At 73.1% G+C, this 17270-nt stretch carries 19 protein-coding genes; 10 read left to right on the top strand and 9 right to left on the bottom strand.

What is annotated here, in order from left to right:
* Positions 1-301: 301 nt before the first annotated feature.
* The 3 genes from ACWGJM_RS25350 to ACWGJM_RS25360 all read right to left on the bottom strand — a co-directional run bounded on the left by ACWGJM_RS25350 (position 302) and on the right by ACWGJM_RS25360 (position 4552).
* Positions 302-2770 carry a Helicase associated domain protein gene (locus ACWGJM_RS25350; protein ID WP_453413982.1) on the bottom strand — a complete coding sequence of 823 codons (2469 nt, stop codon included), beginning with the start codon at positions 2768-2770 and terminating at the stop codon, positions 302-304.
* A 244-nt stretch (positions 2771-3014) separates the two neighbouring features.
* A complete protein-coding gene (locus ACWGJM_RS25355; RefSeq protein WP_453413983.1) occupies positions 3015-3635 on the bottom strand; it encodes a DedA family protein in 621 nt (206 codons plus the stop codon).
* Between the two features lie 320 nt (positions 3636-3955).
* The gene (locus tag ACWGJM_RS25360; RefSeq protein WP_453413984.1) at positions 3956-4552 is read right to left on the bottom strand and encodes an ATP-binding protein; all 597 of its coding nucleotides are present in this window, start codon (positions 4550-4552) and stop codon (positions 3956-3958) included.
* Positions 4553-4875: 323 nt separating this feature from the next.
* On the opposite strand from ACWGJM_RS25360, the gene ACWGJM_RS25365 reads away from it, so the two are divergent.
* From ACWGJM_RS25365 to ACWGJM_RS25375, 3 genes are all read left to right on the top strand, one after another.
* Positions 4876-5751 carry a helix-turn-helix domain-containing protein gene (locus tag ACWGJM_RS25365; protein WP_453413985.1) on the top strand — a complete coding sequence of 292 codons (876 nt, stop codon included), beginning with the start codon at positions 4876-4878 and terminating at the stop codon, positions 5749-5751.
* A 25-nt stretch (positions 5752-5776) separates the two neighbouring features.
* Positions 5777-5989 carry a DUF397 domain-containing protein gene (locus tag ACWGJM_RS25370; protein ID WP_453414006.1) on the top strand — a complete coding sequence of 71 codons (213 nt, stop codon included), beginning with the start codon at positions 5777-5779 and terminating at the stop codon, positions 5987-5989.
* A gap of 99 nt (positions 5990-6088) precedes the next feature.
* Complete coding sequence (locus ACWGJM_RS25375; protein ID WP_453413986.1) at positions 6089-6904, top strand: SAM-dependent methyltransferase; 816 nt, start codon at positions 6089-6091, stop codon at positions 6902-6904.
* A 45-nt stretch (positions 6905-6949) separates the two neighbouring features.
* Here the strand turns inward: ACWGJM_RS25375 and ACWGJM_RS25380 are convergent, their stop codons facing one another.
* Positions 6950-7591 (bottom strand): GNAT family N-acetyltransferase, encoded by a 642-nt coding sequence (locus ACWGJM_RS25380; protein ID WP_453413987.1) that lies wholly within the window; start codon positions 7589-7591, stop codon positions 6950-6952.
* Between the two features lie 95 nt (positions 7592-7686).
* Between ACWGJM_RS25380 and ACWGJM_RS25385 the strand changes: the two genes are divergently transcribed.
* Positions 7687-8634: a TIGR01777 family oxidoreductase gene (locus tag ACWGJM_RS25385; RefSeq protein ID WP_453413988.1), complete on the top strand. Its 948-nt coding sequence runs from the start codon at positions 7687-7689 to the stop codon at positions 8632-8634.
* 2 nt (positions 8635-8636) lie between these two features.
* Here ACWGJM_RS25385 and ACWGJM_RS25390 read toward each other — a convergent pair whose 3' ends face one another.
* The 5 genes from ACWGJM_RS25390 to ACWGJM_RS25410 all read right to left on the bottom strand — a co-directional run bounded on the left by ACWGJM_RS25390 (position 8637) and on the right by ACWGJM_RS25410 (position 11439).
* Complete coding sequence (locus tag ACWGJM_RS25390) at positions 8637-9104, bottom strand: pyridoxamine 5'-phosphate oxidase family protein (protein ID WP_453413989.1); 468 nt, start codon at positions 9102-9104, stop codon at positions 8637-8639.
* A gap of 115 nt (positions 9105-9219) precedes the next feature.
* Positions 9220-9543 (bottom strand): MarR family winged helix-turn-helix transcriptional regulator, encoded by a 324-nt coding sequence (locus tag ACWGJM_RS25395; RefSeq protein WP_453413990.1) that lies wholly within the window; start codon positions 9541-9543, stop codon positions 9220-9222.
* A 35-nt stretch (positions 9544-9578) separates the two neighbouring features.
* A complete protein-coding gene (locus tag ACWGJM_RS25400) occupies positions 9579-9893 on the bottom strand; it encodes a DUF3040 domain-containing protein (RefSeq protein ID WP_453413991.1) in 315 nt (104 codons plus the stop codon).
* Positions 9890-10861 carry a polysaccharide pyruvyl transferase family protein gene (locus ACWGJM_RS25405; RefSeq protein WP_453413992.1) on the bottom strand — a complete coding sequence of 324 codons (972 nt, stop codon included), beginning with the start codon at positions 10859-10861 and terminating at the stop codon, positions 9890-9892. The genes ACWGJM_RS25400 and ACWGJM_RS25405 overlap by 4 nt, the downstream gene beginning before the upstream one ends.
* Before the next feature lie 143 nt (positions 10862-11004).
* Positions 11005-11439, bottom strand: a complete 435-nt coding sequence (locus tag ACWGJM_RS25410; RefSeq protein WP_453413993.1) for a hypothetical protein — start codon at positions 11437-11439, stop codon at positions 11005-11007.
* A 98-nt stretch (positions 11440-11537) separates the two neighbouring features.
* Between ACWGJM_RS25410 and ACWGJM_RS25415 the strand changes: the two genes are divergently transcribed.
* The 6 genes from ACWGJM_RS25415 to ACWGJM_RS25440 all read left to right on the top strand — a co-directional run bounded on the left by ACWGJM_RS25415 (position 11538) and on the right by ACWGJM_RS25440 (position 17153).
* Positions 11538-11906 carry a MerR family transcriptional regulator gene (locus ACWGJM_RS25415; protein WP_453413994.1) on the top strand — a complete coding sequence of 123 codons (369 nt, stop codon included), beginning with the start codon at positions 11538-11540 and terminating at the stop codon, positions 11904-11906.
* 364 nt (positions 11907-12270) lie between these two features.
* Positions 12271-12480, top strand: coding sequence for a DUF6417 family protein (locus tag ACWGJM_RS25420; RefSeq protein ID WP_453413995.1), 210 nt, complete (start codon positions 12271-12273; stop codon positions 12478-12480).
* An 84-nt stretch (positions 12481-12564) separates the two neighbouring features.
* Entirely contained in the window at positions 12565-13812 is a 1248-nt protein-coding gene (locus ACWGJM_RS25425; protein ID WP_453413996.1) for an MFS transporter, read from the top strand.
* Between the two features lie 75 nt (positions 13813-13887).
* On the top strand, positions 13888-14961 hold the full coding sequence (locus ACWGJM_RS25430; protein WP_453413997.1) for a LacI family DNA-binding transcriptional regulator: 1074 nt from the start codon (positions 13888-13890) through the stop codon (positions 14959-14961).
* 60 nt (positions 14962-15021) lie between these two features.
* Entirely contained in the window at positions 15022-16083 is a 1062-nt protein-coding gene (locus ACWGJM_RS25435; RefSeq protein WP_453413998.1) for a right-handed parallel beta-helix repeat-containing protein, read from the top strand.
* Positions 16084-16124: 41 nt separating this feature from the next.
* Complete coding sequence (locus ACWGJM_RS25440; protein WP_453413999.1) at positions 16125-17153, top strand: methyltransferase; 1029 nt, start codon at positions 16125-16127, stop codon at positions 17151-17153.
* The last annotated feature ends 117 nt before the right edge of the window (positions 17154-17270 follow it).

The following is a 17270-nucleotide window of genomic DNA, read 5'->3' on the forward strand; positions in this document are numbered from 1 at the left end:
GACCGCGGCGACACCACGGCCGGCGCCCCGTCGGGCGGGCCTTCGAGCGCTGGTCCAGCGGGCGGCAGGGCAGTCGGGGAGGCGCCCGGGCCGGATCCGTCGGGGGACGTGTCGCTCCGGCGGCGGTGGCTGCGGCGACCGGGGTGCGGCCGGTCCCGGGCAGTCGACCGACGGTGTCCAGGAGCGGCTTCGCCGGCGTCGAGGAGCGGCCCCACCATCCGGTGATGCCGGTGCCGTCGGCCCGGCGGGCTCACCGTCCGCGGTCGCGGCCGGGCCGTCGGGCGTACGGCGCACCGCCCCCTCACGCCCAGCGCATCCCGATGCCGGACAGCTGCGCGACCCGTTCGGGGGGCAGCGTGGCGGCGCGGGAACGCTGGTTGCTGATCCAGGCGCCCAGCTTGACCGGGCGCTCTTGTTCGCCGTCGGGCAGGACGACGGTCTCGACGTGTTTGCGGGGCACGATCAGATGGCCCTCGCGCCGGTAGAACTGGGTGGCGGCGGCAAGGCTGACCGCCCACTTGTCGGCGTGGGAGACACGCGGCCGGGGCCGTTCCTCCTCGGCGGCGGGCTCGACCCCCAGCACCTGCTCGCACAGCCACTGCTGTCCGGCCGTCAGACCGGCCCAGCCCAGCCGCTGCGCGCGGACCCACCGGCCGAGGTCCTCGCCCTGGCGTACGGCCTCGCCGGGCGCGACGGGCAGCCGGCCGCCCTCCGCCAGGTGCAGCCGGGTGAGGTGGAAGCGGCGTTGCCACTCCACCGGCCAGGCCGGGCACCAGGCGGGGTCGATCTCCTCCAGTTGCTCCCGGCGCTCCTCCGACAGCGTGCCGGGTGCCGTTTCGGCCGCCGGGTCCTCCGCCGCCCTGCGGGCCGCGGCCCGCTGGTTCTTCAGCCAGATGCCGACCTTGAAGCCCTGGTGGACGGCGTCGTGCGGGGCGAGGAGGTGGCCGTGCTCGCCGGCCCAGCCGCGGGCCGCGGCGAGCCCCTCCTCCCAGGCGACGTCGAAGTGCGACCAGACCATGCCGAGCCGCTCCAACTGGCGGACGCGGTCGGCGTCGAGGGTGCCGCGCGAGTGGAAGCGGCGCGCGTCGGCGATCCACTGCCCGAGCGGGAACCCCGCGAGCGCGGCGGGCCAGTCGTCGGCCTCGGCCGCCTCCCCCTCCGGCACCCGGAAGGTGAACGGCACCCGCAGACCGCCGTGGACGCGGGCGTACAGCGCTGCGGCCTCGACACCGCGCCGCCAGTGCGCGTGCTCGGGGTTGATCACCCGCAGCTCGACGAACGCGGCCAGCTGTGCCGGGTCGCGCGGGGTGGAGAACTTCAGCAGAGCCCGGGCCGGGGCGCTCACGCCCGCGAGGCCCGGCTCGGCGTGCTCCTCCTCGGCGACGGTACGGCCCTTGGCGGCCCGGCTCGGCGCCTGCGGTTCGGCGAGCCGCTCCACGATGCGCGCGTCGTGGGCGCGCAGCGCCTCCAGCAGCCGGGCCAGCCCCCCGTACGCCCTGCTGCTGAGCATGTTGTCGGGTGTCTCGCCCGGCCCGAGCAGCACCGGCACCACCAGTGACGCCGTCTTGCCCTCACCGGGTCGGATGCGCAGGGCCCGGCCCACCGCCTGGACGAGGTCCGGCATGGAGCCGCGTACGTCGGCGAAGTACACCGAGTCGCAGTGCCGGGTGTCGACGCCCTCCCCGAGGACCCGCACCGAACTGAGGAACGCCCTGCGCACCCGGGTCCCGTCGGCGGCCTTCAGCCGGGCGAACGCGTCCAGGACCCGGCGCCGGTGCACGGGCGGATGGTCGCCGCACAGCCAGTCGGCCCAGACCGCCCGCGGATACCGCCGGGGTTCGGCCGCGTGCAGCCGGGCCGCGACCTCCCCGAGCCCGGCCGCGAAGGCCTCCGCCTCCCGCACCAGGTGGTGGAAGACCAGCGTGCGCCTCAGCCCTTCCTCCCGCGCCGCCTTCAGCAGCGCGGCCTGCAACGCGGCGAGCCGCGCGCCCCGCATTTCGTCCGTACGGCCCTCGACGCCGAGCAGCTGCGCGGCCTGGAGCTGGGTGTCGGTGACGTCGACGCACACCACCTGGTAGGGCGCGCAGATGCCGCGGTCGATCGCCTCCGACAGGGTGAGGGTGTGACAGCGGGCGCCGAACGGGCCGTCCGGGGCGTCGTCCATGGACGCGACGAGTTCGCCGGGCGCGCCCTGTCCCGTCTCCTCGTCGGGCTGCCACAGGCGGGGGGTGGCGGTCATGTACAGCCGTCGCAGCGCCGGGATCCGGGCGTTGTCGTGCACCACCGCCCACGGCTTGCCGATCCGTCCCGAGGTCCGGTGCGCCTCGTCCACGACGATCAGGTCCCAGCCCGGCAGCCCGGCGGCGTGCGCCCGCTCCAGGGTGCCGAGGCCGAGCGAGGCGTACGTGGCGAAGACGGTGACCCGGTCGAAGGGCCGCACCCAGGCGACCAGCTCGCCCGCGTCGGTGGTGTTGGGGAACGCGGCCTGGTCCCCGCGCAGCGAGGACACCCCGATCATCGGCCCCGTCCGGCCGCCCGCGCGCCAGGCACCCTCGGTCTGCGCGAGCAGGTCCAGCGACGGCACCAGGACCAGCACCCGGCCCGCGCGCAGTTCCTCGGCGCCGCGGACCGCCACGAGGGTCTTGCCGGCACCCGTGGCCATGACGACCTGGGTTCGCAGCCCCCGCGGCGGCAGCGCCGCGCCGCCCGGCTGCTGGAGCGCGCGGACCACGGCGTCCACGGCCTCGCGCTGATGGGGACGGAGTCTCACGGGACGACGATAGCGCCGCGAGCACCGGGGCCTGCCCGGCGGATCCCGCGCGAAGGCGCGGGGTCCGGCACGCCCTTCCACGCCGAACGGGCTCTCACCCCGGCGCCCGCGGCGTAGCAGGTGGTGGTCGGGGAACGTGGTGGTCAGTCTGCCGGGGGCGGGGAGCGGCGAGGGCGAGGATCGGCTTGGGTCGGCAGCCCCTGCTTCGGTGGCTGCCCGGCGGATGGTGCCGGTGCGGCCGGTTTCAGAGTCGGCGTCGGCGGCGTAGCAGGTGGCGCGCGAGGAACGCGGTGGTCGGGATGCCAAGGGCGAGGAGTGCGTAGAGCTGGTAGCGGGTGATCTCGTCGTAGATCTTGTCGATGTGGCTGCCCGCCAGGCACGCCAGGGTCGCCCACAGGCCGGCCCACAGGGCCGCGCCGAGCGCGTTGAAGGCCAGGAAGCGCCGCCAGGGCATGCCGGTGGTGCCCGCGACGATGCCGTTGGCCTGCCGCAGCCCCTCGACGAACCGGGCGATGGTGACGATCTTGCCGCCGTGCCGGGTGAAGAACTCCTCGGCCGTGCGGAAGCGCTTCGGCGTGAGGAACACGTACCGGCCCCACCGGTGCACGACGGCACGGCCGCCGGACCGGCCGATCAGATAGCCCACGTTGTCCCCGAGCACGGCCGCGGCGAATGCGATGACCGCCACGGCCACGATGTTCAGCCGCCCCGCCCCGGCGTACACCCCCGCGGCGATCAGCATCGTCTCGCCCGGCGCGGGGACCCCGAAGTCCTCCACGAAGACCACGGCACCGACGGCCCAGTACCCGTAGTGGCCGAGCAGCGGTTCCAGATGGGCCAGCGGACCCGGAAGCGGAGGGGCCATGCCCTCCACCGTACGTCGACGCCGGAGCGCCCTGACGCAGGGTCACGGAGCGGATGCGGAGCCCGTTGCGCAGGACGGCCAGGACGCGGCCCCGGTGCGCCGCTGCGGGTGGTCCGGGCCGCCGGGCCTGGGGCGGGTACGGGTCCAGGACGGGTCGGCCATGCGGACGCCGGGGTGAGCCGGAGGAGTGGGGAGGAGACCGGAGCGGGGGTGGCGGGGGACGGGGATGTGCGGTCGGATCATCAGGCAGGTGTCCTTCGGCCGAGTGGGGGATGGGCCGGGGCGGCTTCAGAGCGGGGGAGGAGCCCTGGGCCGGTTGATCAGGTGGCGGGCGGGCCGGTCGTCAGCTCGGCCCAGACGGCGCGCCCGTACCTGTGGGGGAGGCCCGCGACGCCCCAGTCGGTGCTCAGCGCCTCGACCAGCAGCAGCCCGCGGCCGCTCTGGTCGTCCGGCCCCGCCTGCCGGGGCACGGGACGTGAGGGTCCGCGGTTCTGGTCCTCGACCTCGATGCGCAGCCGCCCGGGGGTGGCGAGCAGCCGGCACACGATCCGCTCGCTCGCGGAGTGCGTGAGCGCGTTGGTGACGAGCTCGGAGGTGATGAGGACGGCGCTGTCGGCCGCGTCCCCGTCGATGCCCCAGGCGGTGAGCGTCTCGCGTACGCCCGCACGGGCCGGGGCGACCGAGGCGGGGGCCGCGGGAAAGACGAACGCACGCGTGCGTCGGGGCGGTTCGGCCCCGGAGGCGAGCCGGTCGGGGCCCTCGGGCCCAGGGAGTCGACCGATGTGCTCGCCTCCGGGTGGTCGGGTGTAGCGTCCCGCCTCCGGCGGCCGGCGGGGACGCCCGTCCGTCGGCAGGGGCTCGAGTTGTCCGGCGCCGGGCAGTCGGGGCAGGGGCTGGGGGAGGGAGGGCGGGGGCATCGCCGTCGCCTTTCGTCCGGCTCGCGTCGTGGGGGGTGTGCTGTTGTCGCGTCCGCCGGCCCCGTGGGGACGCAGACGGCGACCCGGGCACGGCGGCGCCCGATCGCAACCCGGTCTCCCCCAACTGGGCTGTTCCGCCTGCTCCTTCCTGGGGCGGAGCAGTGAGTCCACTGTGACACCTGCCAACAATGGCTCGCAACCTGCAAGTTGAAATTTGCAAGTAGTCACGTGCATGCTGCTTCCGGCAATTGGTGATCGAATGAGCCTGCCGAGCGATCGCGTGAGACGGTGACCCTGCAACCGACGGTGTGAGGGGGTAAGGCGTGACCGCGGAGACCGACTGGGGTGGCGCGCCTTCCGTCCTGCGCATGATCCTCGGCAGGCAGTTGGAGGAGCTGCGGACCCGGGCCGGCCTCACCTACGAGCAGGCGGGCGCGGCGATCGGGCTCAGCCACTCCACGATCCGCCGGATGGAGGCCGCCAAGGTCGCCCGGCTCAGGCTGGCGGACGCCGAGAAACTGCTCCAGACCTACGGCGTGACGGACGAGCAGGAGATCGACACCTTCCTCCAGTCGGTCCGCGAGGCCAACAAACGCGGCTGGTGGCACACCTACCGCGATGTGATGCCGGACTGGTTCGCCGCGTATCTCAGCCTGGAACAGGCGGCGTTGCAGATCCGCGCCTACGAGAACCAGTTCGTCCACGGGCTGCTCCAGACCAAGGAGTACGCGCACGCCCTGCTGGGCGCCGGCAACCCGCACGCCTCCGGCCAGGCCACGGAGCGCCGGGTCGCGCTGCGCATGCGCCGCCAGGAACTGCTGTCGCGTGAGGCGCCGCCGAGGCTGTGGGTGGTGATGGACGAGACCGTGCTGCGCTGGCCGGTCGGCGGCGCCGGTGTGATGCGCGCGCAGATCGACCATCTGATCGAGGTCAACCGGCTGCCCCATGTGACCCTCCAGATCATGCCGTTCGCCAACGGACCGCACCCGGCGATGCGGGCGGGCGCGTACCACCTCTTCCGGTTCCGGGCCCCCGAACTGCCCGACATCGTCTACCTCAACGGGCTGGTCGGCGCCGTCTACCTCGACAAGTCGGACGACGTCGTGGTGTACCGCGAGGCCCTGGACCGGCTGGGCGCCCAGGCGGCGCCCGCCAGGAAGACCGAGGCCGTCCTCGGTTCGATTCGCAAGGAGATCTGAGGTGCACCACCCCGTACACAACGGCATGCCGTCCCGGAACCTGGGCGCGCGCGGCTGGACCAAGCCGTGGAGCGACGACGCCGGAGGCGCCTGCGTGGAAGTCAAGAAGCTCGCCGACGGACGCGTCGCCGTCCGCCAGTCGACCGACCCGGACGGGCCGGCGCTGGTCTTCACCCCGCGTGAGATGACGGACTTCCTGACCGGCGTGAAGGCGGGTGACGCGGACTTTCTCCTGTGAACTCCTCTTGTTCTGCTGAGCGTTGCCCCGATTCTCCTGGATCATGGATCTGCTTCGGATCCTTATGACCTCCCCCCGACCCGAATGGGAGACACGGCGTTGCCCGACAACGGATGGCCGGCCGACCGCATCGACACCGAGAACGCCCACTCCGCCCGGATCTACGACTACATCCTGGGCGGCAAGGACTACTACCCCGCCGACAAGGAGGCGGGCGACGCCATGTCCCGGGAGTGGCCCGCGCTCCCCATCCACATGCGGGCCAACCGCGACTGGATGAACCGCGCGGTGCGCTGGCTGGCCGAGGAGGCGGGCATGCGCCAGTTCCTGGACATCGGCACCGGTATACCCACCTCCCCGAACCTGCACGAGATCACCCAGTCGGTGGCTCCCGAGTCCCGGGTGGTCTACGTCGACAACGACCCCATCGTCCTCACCCTCTCCCAGGGCCTGCTGTCCAGCGCGCCCGAGGGCAGGACGTCGTACATCGAGGCCGACTTCCGTGACCCGGCGGCCATCCTGGACGCCCCCGAGCTGCGCGAGACCCTCGACCTCGGCAAGCCGGTCGCGCTCACGGTGATCGCCATCGTGCACTTCATGCTGGACGAGGACGACGCGGTCGGCGTCGTGCGCCGCCTGCTGGAGCCGCTGCCCTCGGGCAGCTACCTGGCGATGTCCATCGGCACCGCAGAGTTCGCGCCCGAGGAGGTGGGCCGCGTCGCCCGCGAGTACGCGGCCCGCAACATGCCGATGCGGCTGCGCACCATCGACGAGGCCCATGAGTTCTTCGGGGGTCTGGAACTGGTCGAACCCGGCATCGTCCAGGTGCACAAGTGGCACCCGGACGGTACGGGCGAGCAGGACATCCGCGACGAGGACATCGCGATGTACGGAGCCGTCGCCCGCAAGCCGTGACCGCGGCGGGGCCGGGGTGATGCCCCGGCCCCGCAGCACTTCCGTCTACAGCGCGATCAGCAGCGCCTCGGCACCCACCGGCCGGTATCCGGCCGCCTGAAAGGCGCGCACGCTGCGGGCGTTGCCCGCCGCCTGCTGCGACCACACCGGTCGCCCGTCCGGCACCAGATGCCGCGCGGCCGTGGCCAGGGCCCGGCCCAGGCCACGGTGGCGTACGTCCTCGTCGACCTCGACCGCCGTCTCCCAGCGGCCGGCCACGCCCCGGCCGAGGACGACCACCCCGCCGTCGGCCGCCCAGACCCGGACGTCGTCCCGGCGTTTGCGTGCGCTGGTCACCCGGGGGTGATCGGGGTCCATCAACTCGCCCATTTCCAGCGGCGGTTCGCCGGGCAGGGCGCTCGCCACGGTCAGCAGGTCGATGGTGTCCGTCGACCGTCCGGTGCGGTCCAGGAACGCCGCGAGGAACCTGGGGTTCATCGTGGCCGCCAGCGCGTCGCAGTCGAGGGCGGCCAGGGTGTCGTACACCCACCGGGGATCCTCGTCGGTGAACACGACCGAGTGCGCGGTGAAGGCGAGCACTCCGGCGTCGCGGTGGCCGGCCTGCGGCACCACGGTCGTACCGCCGTCGGGCGGCGGAAAGCGCCCCTGTGCGGCCGCGTCCAGGATGCCGGCCAGGGTCGGGCTCATGGTGCCTCTCTTTCCGTGTCGTTCCCGCGACATCGTTTTGAACATGTTCAACTCTGGGTTAGGGTCGTGTCCAGTGAGGGAGGGGAGGGCCCGATATGAGGTTCGTGCTGTCCGGAGGCACCGGACAGGTGGGTACGGTCCTGAAACGGGCGCTGACCGCGGCCGGTCACGAGGTGGTGGTGCTCAGCAGACGGCCGGCCCGCACCGGCGAACTCGCCTGGGACGGGCGGACCCTCGGCCCCTGGGCCGAGGCGGTCGACGGCTGCGATGTCGTGGTCAACCTGGCCGGACGCAGCGTCAGTTGCCGCTACACCCCGGTCAACCTGAAAGCCATGATGGACTCACGGGTGGAATCCGCCCGGGTCGTCGGCGAGGCGATCGCCGCCGCCGCCCGGCCGCCCCGCGTCTGGCTCCAGATGAGCACGGCCACCGTCTACGCCCATCGCTTCGACGCGCCCAACGACGAGGCGACCGGTGTGATCGGCGGCACCGAACCGGGCGTGCCCCGCTACTGGTCGTACAGCGTCGACATCGCCAAGGCCTGGGAACGCGAACAGGAGCGGGCCGACACCCCGCACACCCGCAAGGTCGCCCTGCGCTCCGCGATGGTGATGAGCCCTGACCCGGGTGGCGTACTGGACGTCCTGCTGTGGCTGGCACGTCTCGGCCTCGGCGGGCCGGTCGCCGGGGGTGCCCAGTACGTGTCCTGGATCCACGACCGCGACTTCGTGCGCGCCGTCGAGTTCCTGGCCGTCCGGGACGACCTCGCCGGACCGGTGAACCTCGCCGCCCCCGCCCCCTTGCCGCAGCGCACCTTCATGCGTGCCCTGCGGAAGGCGTGGGGCACGCCGGTCGGTCTGCCCGCCACCGCGTGGATGGCGGAGATCGGCGCCTTCGTGCTGCGCTCGGACACCGAACTGCTGCTCAAGAGCCGGCGCGTCGTCCCGGGCCGCCTTCAGGAGGCGGGCTTCGCGTTCGACCACCCGCACTGGCCGGGGGCCGCCGCCGACCTCGTACGACGGGTACGCGACCGCCGCTGCTGACGTCACGGCGCCGGGGCGGTCCAGTCCCCGTCGCGCATCACGTGCCGCCCCTTGAGCTCGTGCTCCCCGTTCCAGGCCTGGATCGCCCGCGGCAGCGCCTTGAAGTACGCGTAGGAGGGGTGATCCCCGCGCGGGTCCCAGCCCCACCGCTGTGCGAAGGCGTCCGCGGCGGCGGCCGGCACCTCCTGGGCGGTGAAGGTCCGCACCGCGGCGTCGATCAGGACGACGTCCTGCGTGTCGCCGAGCGCGAGACGAGCCCGGCCGGAGTCGCGCAGGTTGCGTCCCGTCGGGCTGGTGATCCTGGTCGACAGCCACAGGGCGGCTCCGTCCCACAGGAACCACAGCGGGACCAGGCACGGCAGACCGTCGGCGCCCGACGTGGCGACCCAGGTGTCCGTCCGTGTGCGCAGCTTCGCGAGCACGTCACGCCGACGCCGACCGGCGTCCCGCGGCTCCTCGGTGATCTTCATACCGGGTGACGGTACCGAGCGCGGCGTCGCACCGCCTCGGCCGATGGTCCTACTGCCCCGGACCGAGGCGGACAGCGTGAGGGCCGCTCGCCGAGCAGTCCGGCGGCCAGGCGCGTCAGCTCGGCGCGTTCGGCGGGGGACAGGTGCCCGGTGAGTTCGGTGGGGAGGGGGCTCGGCTGACCAGGCCGCGCTTCTCGGCCCGGGTGACCAGGCCGGTCATGGAGGACTTGTCGAGGCCCAGATGCCCGGCCAGTTCCAGCGTCCCGGCCTGCCGGTCGCGCAATACGCCCAGGAGCCTGATCCGGATGACCGACAGATCGTGCTCGGCGCCGGTGGCGGGCAGCATGAGGTGGATCTGGAACGACAGCTGGACGGGGGCGTCGACCGTGTCGAGGGGGTGGTCGTCGCCGCCGTGCGCAGGACCGGGCTCGGCGGGCATGACGGCAACCTGGCCGACGTAGTACGTGACACGAACTACCTGGTCTCACGTGACACGAACCACCCGCTCGCACGGCACAGCAGCCGGAAGCCCGTAAGGAGGGTGAGCGGCCAGACCACGGCGAACCCCCACACCAGCGCCGGATCCGAGGTTCGGAAGCCGAGGACGCCCAGGGCTATCGACGCGCACATCAGGACGGCGGCCGTCAGGGGCAGCCACACCCGAGGGCGCGGGGCGCTCATCCGGCGGGCGAGGCGACGGTCGCGGCGCAGCTCCGCCTCCATGCGGAGCAGGGCGAGCCGTTCGTGGGTGGTGAGTTCGACGTCATCCGAGTGGCTCCGGTCGTTCATGGCGCACCGGGTTCCCCGGATGTGCCGTCCGATGCCCATCGGGAGGCGGGCTGTTCGTCCCCGGGCGGCAGGCGGGCCAGCGCCCGCAGGAGGGCGTCGGCGCTGTCCGGCGTCCGCCCGGCACGGAAGTCGGCGGCGATCTCGCGCGCGTTGTCCCGCCCCTCGGTGAGGCACCAGTCCCACCAGTGGTCGAGCCGTGCGTCATCGAGGTGCTCGGCGGCCACCAGGGCGGGCCAGCCGCAGGATCGGGCCTGGGCGGTGACCTTGGCGCCCGACTCGACCGGGTCGACCGCCAGGGCGGGTACGCCGGCCCGCAGCGAGAGCACCAGTCCGTGCAACCGGTCCGTGACCACCAGGTTCAGCCGGCCGAGCAGGGAATGCAATTGGGCGGGCGTCGCGCACAGGCGCCAGTCCCTCGTGTCGAGCCTGGTCTCCAGTTCCACCCGCGCGCAGTCCTTGGCCAGCAGCCAGCGCGTGATGCGGTCCGCGGCCTCCTCGTGCCGCCGCCGGGCCCCGTACTCCCGTTGCCCTCGGGTCAGGATCACCCCCACCGCCGGCGGCGCGGGGGCGGCGGGGGCGCGCGCCGACAGGTCCCGCACCGGCTCGACCGCCGGACCGTCGCGGGGCAGTATCCGGTGGAACCCGGTGACGGCCGGACTGCCGGGGTCGATCACGGAAGTCCCCACGGCGACGCGCAGACAGCACGGGAACCGCCGGTGCAGATCCGCCACTTGGGGCCCGTGCAGCGGCCCGCACACGAACACCAGGCTGCCGTACTCCTCGGCGCGCACGGCGTCGAGGTGCAGCGCGTCGGGCTTGAACGCCGGGCTCCAGACCGTGTCGTACGCGTACCCCGCACCCTCCAGGATGCCCTGGACCCGGTCCAGCGCGAGGACGTCCCCGGCGGTCGCCTCGCCGTCCGCAAAGCTGAACCACCCCGTGAGCAGCGCCTTCCGCGGTGCCGTCACGCCACCCTCACCCGCTCACGCCTCGCTCGTCCGCCCATGCCCCGACCTCCCTGCCACGCGGGCGGCGAGTACCCGGGGGCGGCACGGGTCACACGGAGGTCCGGGCACCCCGCGGTCATGCCAGTAGATTGTGCGCTATCCAATCACGCACTACTGCTCATGAGTCCTCCCCGGCGCGCCCACGGCAGGAGCTGGGCGATGCCGAAGGAGACCTCGACGACGAGGAACAGCCACAACAGGCGCGTGGCACCCTGAGTGAGCGCGTACGCCTGCCACAGCGCGAACAGCGCGCGGGCCGAGCCGTCGTACAGCCCGTGCGCCGGCAGGGGCCTGAAGAGGCGCAGCAGGGCCCAGACGACCACGACCGAACCCATCAGGTTCGCGTACAGCGTCTGCATGGGATTCAGGGCGGGCATGGCTCCGAGCCCCAGCGTGTCGCCCAGCGACGACAGCGCGCGGTGCACCAGGACGTACGTCCAGGGTGTCGCGAATCCGGCGGTGACGACGAGGTCGTACCAGGCACTGGCGCGGACGACACGCGCGTAGGAGGGGTGGGACGGGCCGGGAAGGCGGATCACGGTGCTGCTCCTGGTGGTTGCACGACAGCGACGCCCGTCACGCTAAACAGTGGAGTAGGGTCCAAGGTCAAGCCCGCACAGGGAACTGACGGAGGGTCATGCTGATCGGAGAGCTGGCCGAGCGGACCGGTATGACCAAGGACGGCATCCGCTTCTACGAGAAGGCCGGCCTGGTCAGGGGTCGGCGACTGCCCAACGGCTACCGCGACTTCCCGCCCGAGACGGTGCCCTGGCTGGACTACGTCCGCACCGCGCGGACCCTGGGCTTCTCCCTGGCGGAGATCGCGCGGCACGGTGAGGAACTGCTCCGCGCCCCGGACTCCGCGGCGGCCCTGTCCGCGCTGCTCGAGGAGAAGATCCGGATCGTCGACGCCCGCATGGCCGAACTCGCCGCCCTCCGGTCGGAGTTGGCAGAGCGCGTCGGCACCGGATGCCCGTTGCGAGCGGGGGCCCGTCAGTCCGGCTGACGCGGGCCGGCTCCTGCCGTCCGGGCTGCTCGACCAGGTCGTCGACGACATACGCGCCGCCCACCGTCACCAGTCCCGGAGCCCGGTCGAGGTACGTGGACTTCCCCGGCCAGGTGTCCGCAGCCAGGCGGTGCCCGCGCCCACCCCGGTGCCCGGTTCGAGGATCCGGCCGCCGGGCCGGGCGGACGCGAGCGCGGCCGTGAAGCCGCCCGTCCGAGGAGGACGTGAGGTCGCCGTGACGTCGACACCGCCCAGGCCGCGCTGACGCGGGCGCGGGGCGTCGCTCCCGGCGACTTCCCCTCCGAGCACTGCTGGGCTCGTCAAGGCTGCGTGACCGGGCCCGTACCGGGTACGTTGCCCCGTCATGGACGGCTACGACCCCCCAGACCTGGACGAGATCGGTTTCCTGCCCGGGGGCGGCACCGCCGAGCGACTGGCGGAGCTGCACCAGGAGGAGGCGCACGACCTGCTGGACCTGCTACAGGCGGGCACGGCGCGGGGCGGCCCGCCCGTGTCACCGGAGGCCCATCGCGTGGCCCGTGAGATCGCCGCCCGCATCCCGTCGCCGAACTGACCGGCGGCGTCGGCGCGGCAGTGATCGATCCGGCGCCGTGCGGGCATCTTGACGCCTTCTTTGTTACCGGTAACACTCGGCGGCGTGACCGAGCCGACCACCCGACCGCCGCGCACCCGTGCCCGCGCGGTCGCGGACGCCCCCGTCTTCAGCCCGGCCGCCGTCGTCGCCTCCTGCGTGGGCTTCGTCCTCATCGGCGCGCTCCAGGCCCTCTACGGGCCCGCCATCCCGGCCTTCCGCCGGGAGTTCGGGCTCACCCCCTCGGCCGCCGGTCTCGGACTGAGCGCCCACTTCGTCGGCGGAGTGAGCGGGGTGCTGCTCTTCGACCGGCTGTACGGCCGGATCGGTGGCCGGCGGATCCTCGCCGCCTCCCACCTGCTGATGGCACTCGGCGCAGCCGGTTTCGCGCTCGCGCCGAGCTGGCCCGCCGCACTGGCCGCAGCGCTGCTGGCCGGACTCGGCTTCGGCGGCATCGACTACGGCCTCAACCAGCTCTTCGCGGTCGGCTTCGGGCACCGTTCCACCGCGATGCTGAACGTCCTCAACGCGCACTTCGGCATCGGCGCGATCCTCGGCCCCGCGCTGATCGGCGCGGTCGGCGCCGCGCACTACCCGGCCGTCTTCCTCGGTTTCGCGCTCGCCAACCTGCCGCTGCTGCTCTGCCTGAAGGGCGTGCGCGACCGGGCGCCCCAGCCGGGCGGCGCGGCGGGGGAGTCCGGCGGCGGGACGGTCCTGGCCCGCAGCCTGGCGTCGGTGCTCGCCGTGTTCGTCGCGCTCTACGTACTGCACGTGGGCATCGAGGCGGGCGTCGGCGGCTGGGAGCCCACCCATCTGGAGACCGTCGGCTACGGCGCCGGGGCCGCCGCGACCGCCACCTCGGTGTACTGGCTGATGATGACCGTCGGCCGGTTCCTCGTCGCACCGCTCGCGCTGCGCTTCACGGCCCAGTCCCTCATCACCGTCTCCTGCGCGGGCATGACCGTGTGCCTGCTGCTGGCCGCCGTGCCCGGGCTCGCGCCCTACGCCTACGCGGGCGTCGGCCTGTTCATCGCTCCGATCTTCCCCACCGGTCTGCCGTGGCTGCACCGGGCGGCCCCCCGGGCCCGCCGGGCGGGCGCGCTGGTCATCGCGGCCTCCATGGTGGGCGGTGTCGCGGCGGGCCCGCTGCTGGGCAAGGCCATCGAGTGGTCCGGGATCAGCGCGGTGCCGCTGCTGCTGTGCGCGGTCTCCGCCCTGTGCCTGGCCGCCACGCTCTGGCTGATCCACGGCACGCGGAACCGGCCCGCGGTCCCGGCCCCCGGCCCAGGCGCCCCGGCCGGCCCGAGTGCCTGAGCGGCTCCCCGGCCTATCCTGTGGATCCGCCGGGCGGAAGGACCGCCGGCACCGGCCCTGAGGAAGCGACCCGTCATGCCCCGCAGCACCGCCGACAACCCGGTCCCCCCGCGGCGCAGCCGGCGCAACTTCGCCGGCGCGCGGCCCGTGATGGACGACGTGGCGCGGCTGGCGGGCGTCTCCAAACAGACCGTGTCCCGGGTGATCAACGACAACCCGGCCGTCCGCCCCGAGACCCGCGAGGCCGTACTGGCCGTCATGCGCTCGCTGGGCTACCGTCCCAGCCGCAGCGCCCGCTCGCTGGCCAGCGGCAGGACCCGGATGCTCGGCGTGATCTCCTTCGACGCGGCGCGGTTCGGGCCCGCCTCCATCCTGACCGCGATCAACTCCGCGGCGCAGGACGCCGGTTACCTCGTCAGCTCCATCGCCCTCGACACGGCCGACCGGGACACGGTGGTCCGTGCCGCCGACCGCCTCTCGGCCGAGGGCGCCGACGGCGTGATCGCCATCGCCCCGCAGCGCCGGATCGGCCGCGCCCTGGCGGAGGCACACCTCGACACCCCTCTCGTGGTGCTGGAGAACGACCTCGGCGACGGTACGCCCCTGATCACCGCGGACTCCAAAACCGGGGCCCGCCTGGCCACCGAGCACCTCCTGGGTCTCGGCCACCGCACCGTCCGGCACATCGCGGGCCCGGCCGGCTGGACGTCCGCCGACGCGCGCGCCGACAGCTGGCGTACGACCCTGCGGGCGGCCGGGGCGCACGTCCCCGAGCCGCTCTTCGGCGACTGGAGCGCCGACTCCGGGTACGAACTGGGCCGCCGGCTGGCCCGGAACGCCGAGGTCACAGCCGTCTTCGCCGCCAACGACCAGATGGCCCTGGGCGTGCTGCGCGCCTTCCACGAGGCCGGGCGGCCGGTCCCCGACGAGGTGAGCGTGGTCGGCTACGACGACATCCCCGAGGCCGCCCACCTGCTGCCCCCGCTGACCACCGTGCGCACCGACTTCGCCGAGATCGGCACCCGCTCCCTGCGCCTCCTCCTCGACCGCCTCGAAGGCGCCGCCGGGCCCCGCTCCGCCCCCGTCGACCCCGTCGTACCCGTCGAACTCATCGTCCGCCGCAGTACGGGCCCGGCCCGTCGTACGTGACACGCCGCCGGACGGCTCATCCGGGGCGTTCTGCACCTTTTGGGTCGTAACGTGCGGAATATGAAGAAATGTCATACGGTCTTCGCGGCCTGCACCGCAGTGCTCACCGTGGTCGGACTCGGCGCGGCCTCGCCCGCCGTCGGCTGCCCCAAGCTCCATGTCGTGCGTCCGGGCCACTCGATCCAGAAAGCGGTGAACGCGGCCAAGCCCGGGGACACCGTGCTGGTGATGGCCGGCACTTACCACGAGAGCGTGAAGGTGACCACGCGCGGGCTGATCCTGCGTGGCCAGGGCCGGAACACGGTGATCAAGCCCGGCAAGAAGTCCACCAACGCCTGTGCCGAGAACGGCAACGGCATCTGCGCCGTGGGGACGAAGAGCCGTCGCCTCGACGGCGTCACCGTCGAGAACCTGCGTGTGACCGGCTTCGCCCGGGCCGGCGTGTTCGCCGTGGGCACCGACCGCCTGGCCGTACGCAACGTGACCGCCGAGAAGAACAAGCTGTGGGGCATCGCCGAGGAGCGGTCGGAGCGCAGTCTGGTCCGGGGCAACACGGTCCGCAACAACGGCGACGCGGGCGTGTTCCTCGCCAACACGATCCTGACCGAGGCGGGCGCCAAGGACACCAAGGGCACGATCGTCGACGGCAACGTGCTCCAGGGCAACCGCATCGGCGTCACCGTCCGGCGCCTGCGCAACCTCACCGTCGCGCACAACGACGTGACCGGCAACTGCGCCGGGGTGTTCGTCGTCGGCGACGAGAACAAGCCCAGGGCCGGCAAGGTGACCCTGGCCGAGAACCGTATCGTCAAGAACAACAAGTACTGCAAGAAGACCGCCCGGCTGCCCTTCCTCCAGGGCTCCGGCGTCGTCCTCACCGGCGCCGAGGACACCCTGGTGACCGGGAACGAGATCAGCGGCAACGCCGGCAAGTCCCCGCTCTCCGGCGGCGTCGTCCTCTACAAGAGCTTCGTGGGCACCACCAGCGAACGGAACCGGGTCACCGACAACAGGCTGTCGGCGAACGCGCCGGCGGACGTCGTCAACCAGGAACCCGCCAAGCGCAAGAACATCTTCACCCGCAACCACTGCGTCAAGTCCAGGCCCGCGGGCCTGTGCTGACCGGCCGTACCCGTCCGTAACCAAAGGAGGAGAGGCGGCACATGAAGACCGAACCCACTGCCCCACCGCCGTCCATGCGGCTGAGGGAGCTCGTTTTCGGGGCGGCGTGTGCCGCCGCCCTCCGCGCGGCCGCCCGGCTGGGCGTGGCCGACGCGCTGGGGGACAGCCCCATGGCCGTGGCGGACCTCGCGGCCGCGGTGAAGACCGAACCCAAGCCGCTCGGACGGCTGCTGCGGGCCCTGTCCTGCTACGGCGTCTTCGCCGAGCGCGAGGACGGGACGTTCGCGCACACCGACATGTCCCGGCTGCTGCGCGAGGACGACCCGAACAGCCTGCGCTACATCTCGCTGTGGTGCACCGAGCCGTGGACCTGGGACGCCTGGCCGCGCCTCGACGAGGCGGTGCGCACCGGCCGGAACGTCGTGGAGGACCTGTACGGCAAGGAGTTCTTCACCTACCTCAACGAGGACGCCCCCGAGTCCGCGGACGTCTTCAACCGGGCCATGACGACCTCCAGCAAGCAGTCCGCGCGGGAGGTCGCCGAACTGCTGGACCTGTCCGGGGCGAAGTCGGTCGCCGACATCGGCGGCGGCCAGGGCCATGTGGTGGCCCGGCTGCTGGAGAAGTACCCGTCGATGCGGGGAACCCTGCTCGACCTGCCGCGCGTGGTGGAGAACGCCGATCCCCGGCTGCGCGAGGGCGGCTCGCTCGCCGACCGGGTGAGCGTCGTGCCCGGCGACTGCCGCGAGGCCATCCCGGTGCGGGCGGACGTCTACATCATCAAGAACATCCTCGAGTGGGACGACGAGAGCACCGCCCGCTGTCTGCGTAACGTCATCGAGGCGGGCGGGCCGAAGGCACGGGTCGTGGTCATCGAGAACCTCGTCGACGACACCCCGTCGATGCGGTTCAGCACCGCCATGGACCTGCTGCTGCTCATGAACGTCGGCGGGGCCAAGCACACCACCGCCAGCATGGTCAGCCGGCTGACCGCCGCGGGCCTGGTCATCGACGACATCAGCCCGGTCAATCCCTATCTGCACGCGTTCGACTGCACCGTCCCCGGGTGACCCCACCCAGGTCCCGGACACCGGTCGCCGGGGGCGCGTCGCGGGGGGGGGCGCGGCCCGGGTGGGCGTGGGGGGGGGCGGACGGGGGGGGGTGTGGGGGCTGGGGGACGCTCGCGC

The sequence above is a fragment of the Streptomyces sp. NPDC054834 genome (genome assembly GCF_053611185.1).

What these genes read in the sequence shown, in the direction of transcription:
- ACWGJM_RS25355 (WP_453413983.1), bottom strand. Translation starts at nt 3,635, where the DNA reads ATGGCCCCTCCGCTTCCGGGTCCGCTGGCCCATCTGGAACCGCTGCTC.
- ACWGJM_RS25360 (WP_453413984.1), bottom strand. Translation starts at nt 4,552, where the DNA reads ATGCCCCCGCCCTCCCTCCCCCAGCCCCTGCCCCGACTGCCCGGCGCC.
- ACWGJM_RS25370 (WP_453414006.1), top strand. Translation starts at nt 5,777, where the DNA reads ATGCCGTCCCGGAACCTGGGCGCGCGCGGCTGGACCAAGCCGTGGAGC.
- ACWGJM_RS25380 (WP_453413987.1), bottom strand. Translation starts at nt 7,591, where the DNA reads ATGAGCCCGACCCTGGCCGGCATCCTGGACGCGGCCGCACAGGGGCGC.
- ACWGJM_RS25385 (WP_453413988.1), top strand. Translation starts at nt 7,687, where the DNA reads ATGAGGTTCGTGCTGTCCGGAGGCACCGGACAGGTGGGTACGGTCCTG.
- ACWGJM_RS25390 (WP_453413989.1), bottom strand. Translation starts at nt 9,104, where the DNA reads ATGAAGATCACCGAGGAGCCGCGGGACGCCGGTCGGCGTCGGCGTGAC.
- ACWGJM_RS25395 (WP_453413990.1), bottom strand. Translation starts at nt 9,543, where the DNA reads ATGCCCGCCGAGCCCGGTCCTGCGCACGGCGGCGACGACCACCCCCTC.
- ACWGJM_RS25400 (WP_453413991.1), bottom strand. Translation starts at nt 9,893, where the DNA reads ATGAACGACCGGAGCCACTCGGATGACGTCGAACTCACCACCCACGAA.
- ACWGJM_RS25415 (WP_453413994.1), top strand. Translation starts at nt 11,538, where the DNA reads ATGCTGATCGGAGAGCTGGCCGAGCGGACCGGTATGACCAAGGACGGC.
- ACWGJM_RS25420 (WP_453413995.1), top strand. Translation starts at nt 12,271, where the DNA reads ATGGACGGCTACGACCCCCCAGACCTGGACGAGATCGGTTTCCTGCCC.
- ACWGJM_RS25430 (WP_453413997.1), top strand. Translation starts at nt 13,888, where the DNA reads ATGCCCCGCAGCACCGCCGACAACCCGGTCCCCCCGCGGCGCAGCCGG.
- ACWGJM_RS25435 (WP_453413998.1), top strand. Translation starts at nt 15,022, where the DNA reads ATGAAGAAATGTCATACGGTCTTCGCGGCCTGCACCGCAGTGCTCACC.
- ACWGJM_RS25440 (WP_453413999.1), top strand. Translation starts at nt 16,125, where the DNA reads ATGAAGACCGAACCCACTGCCCCACCGCCGTCCATGCGGCTGAGGGAG.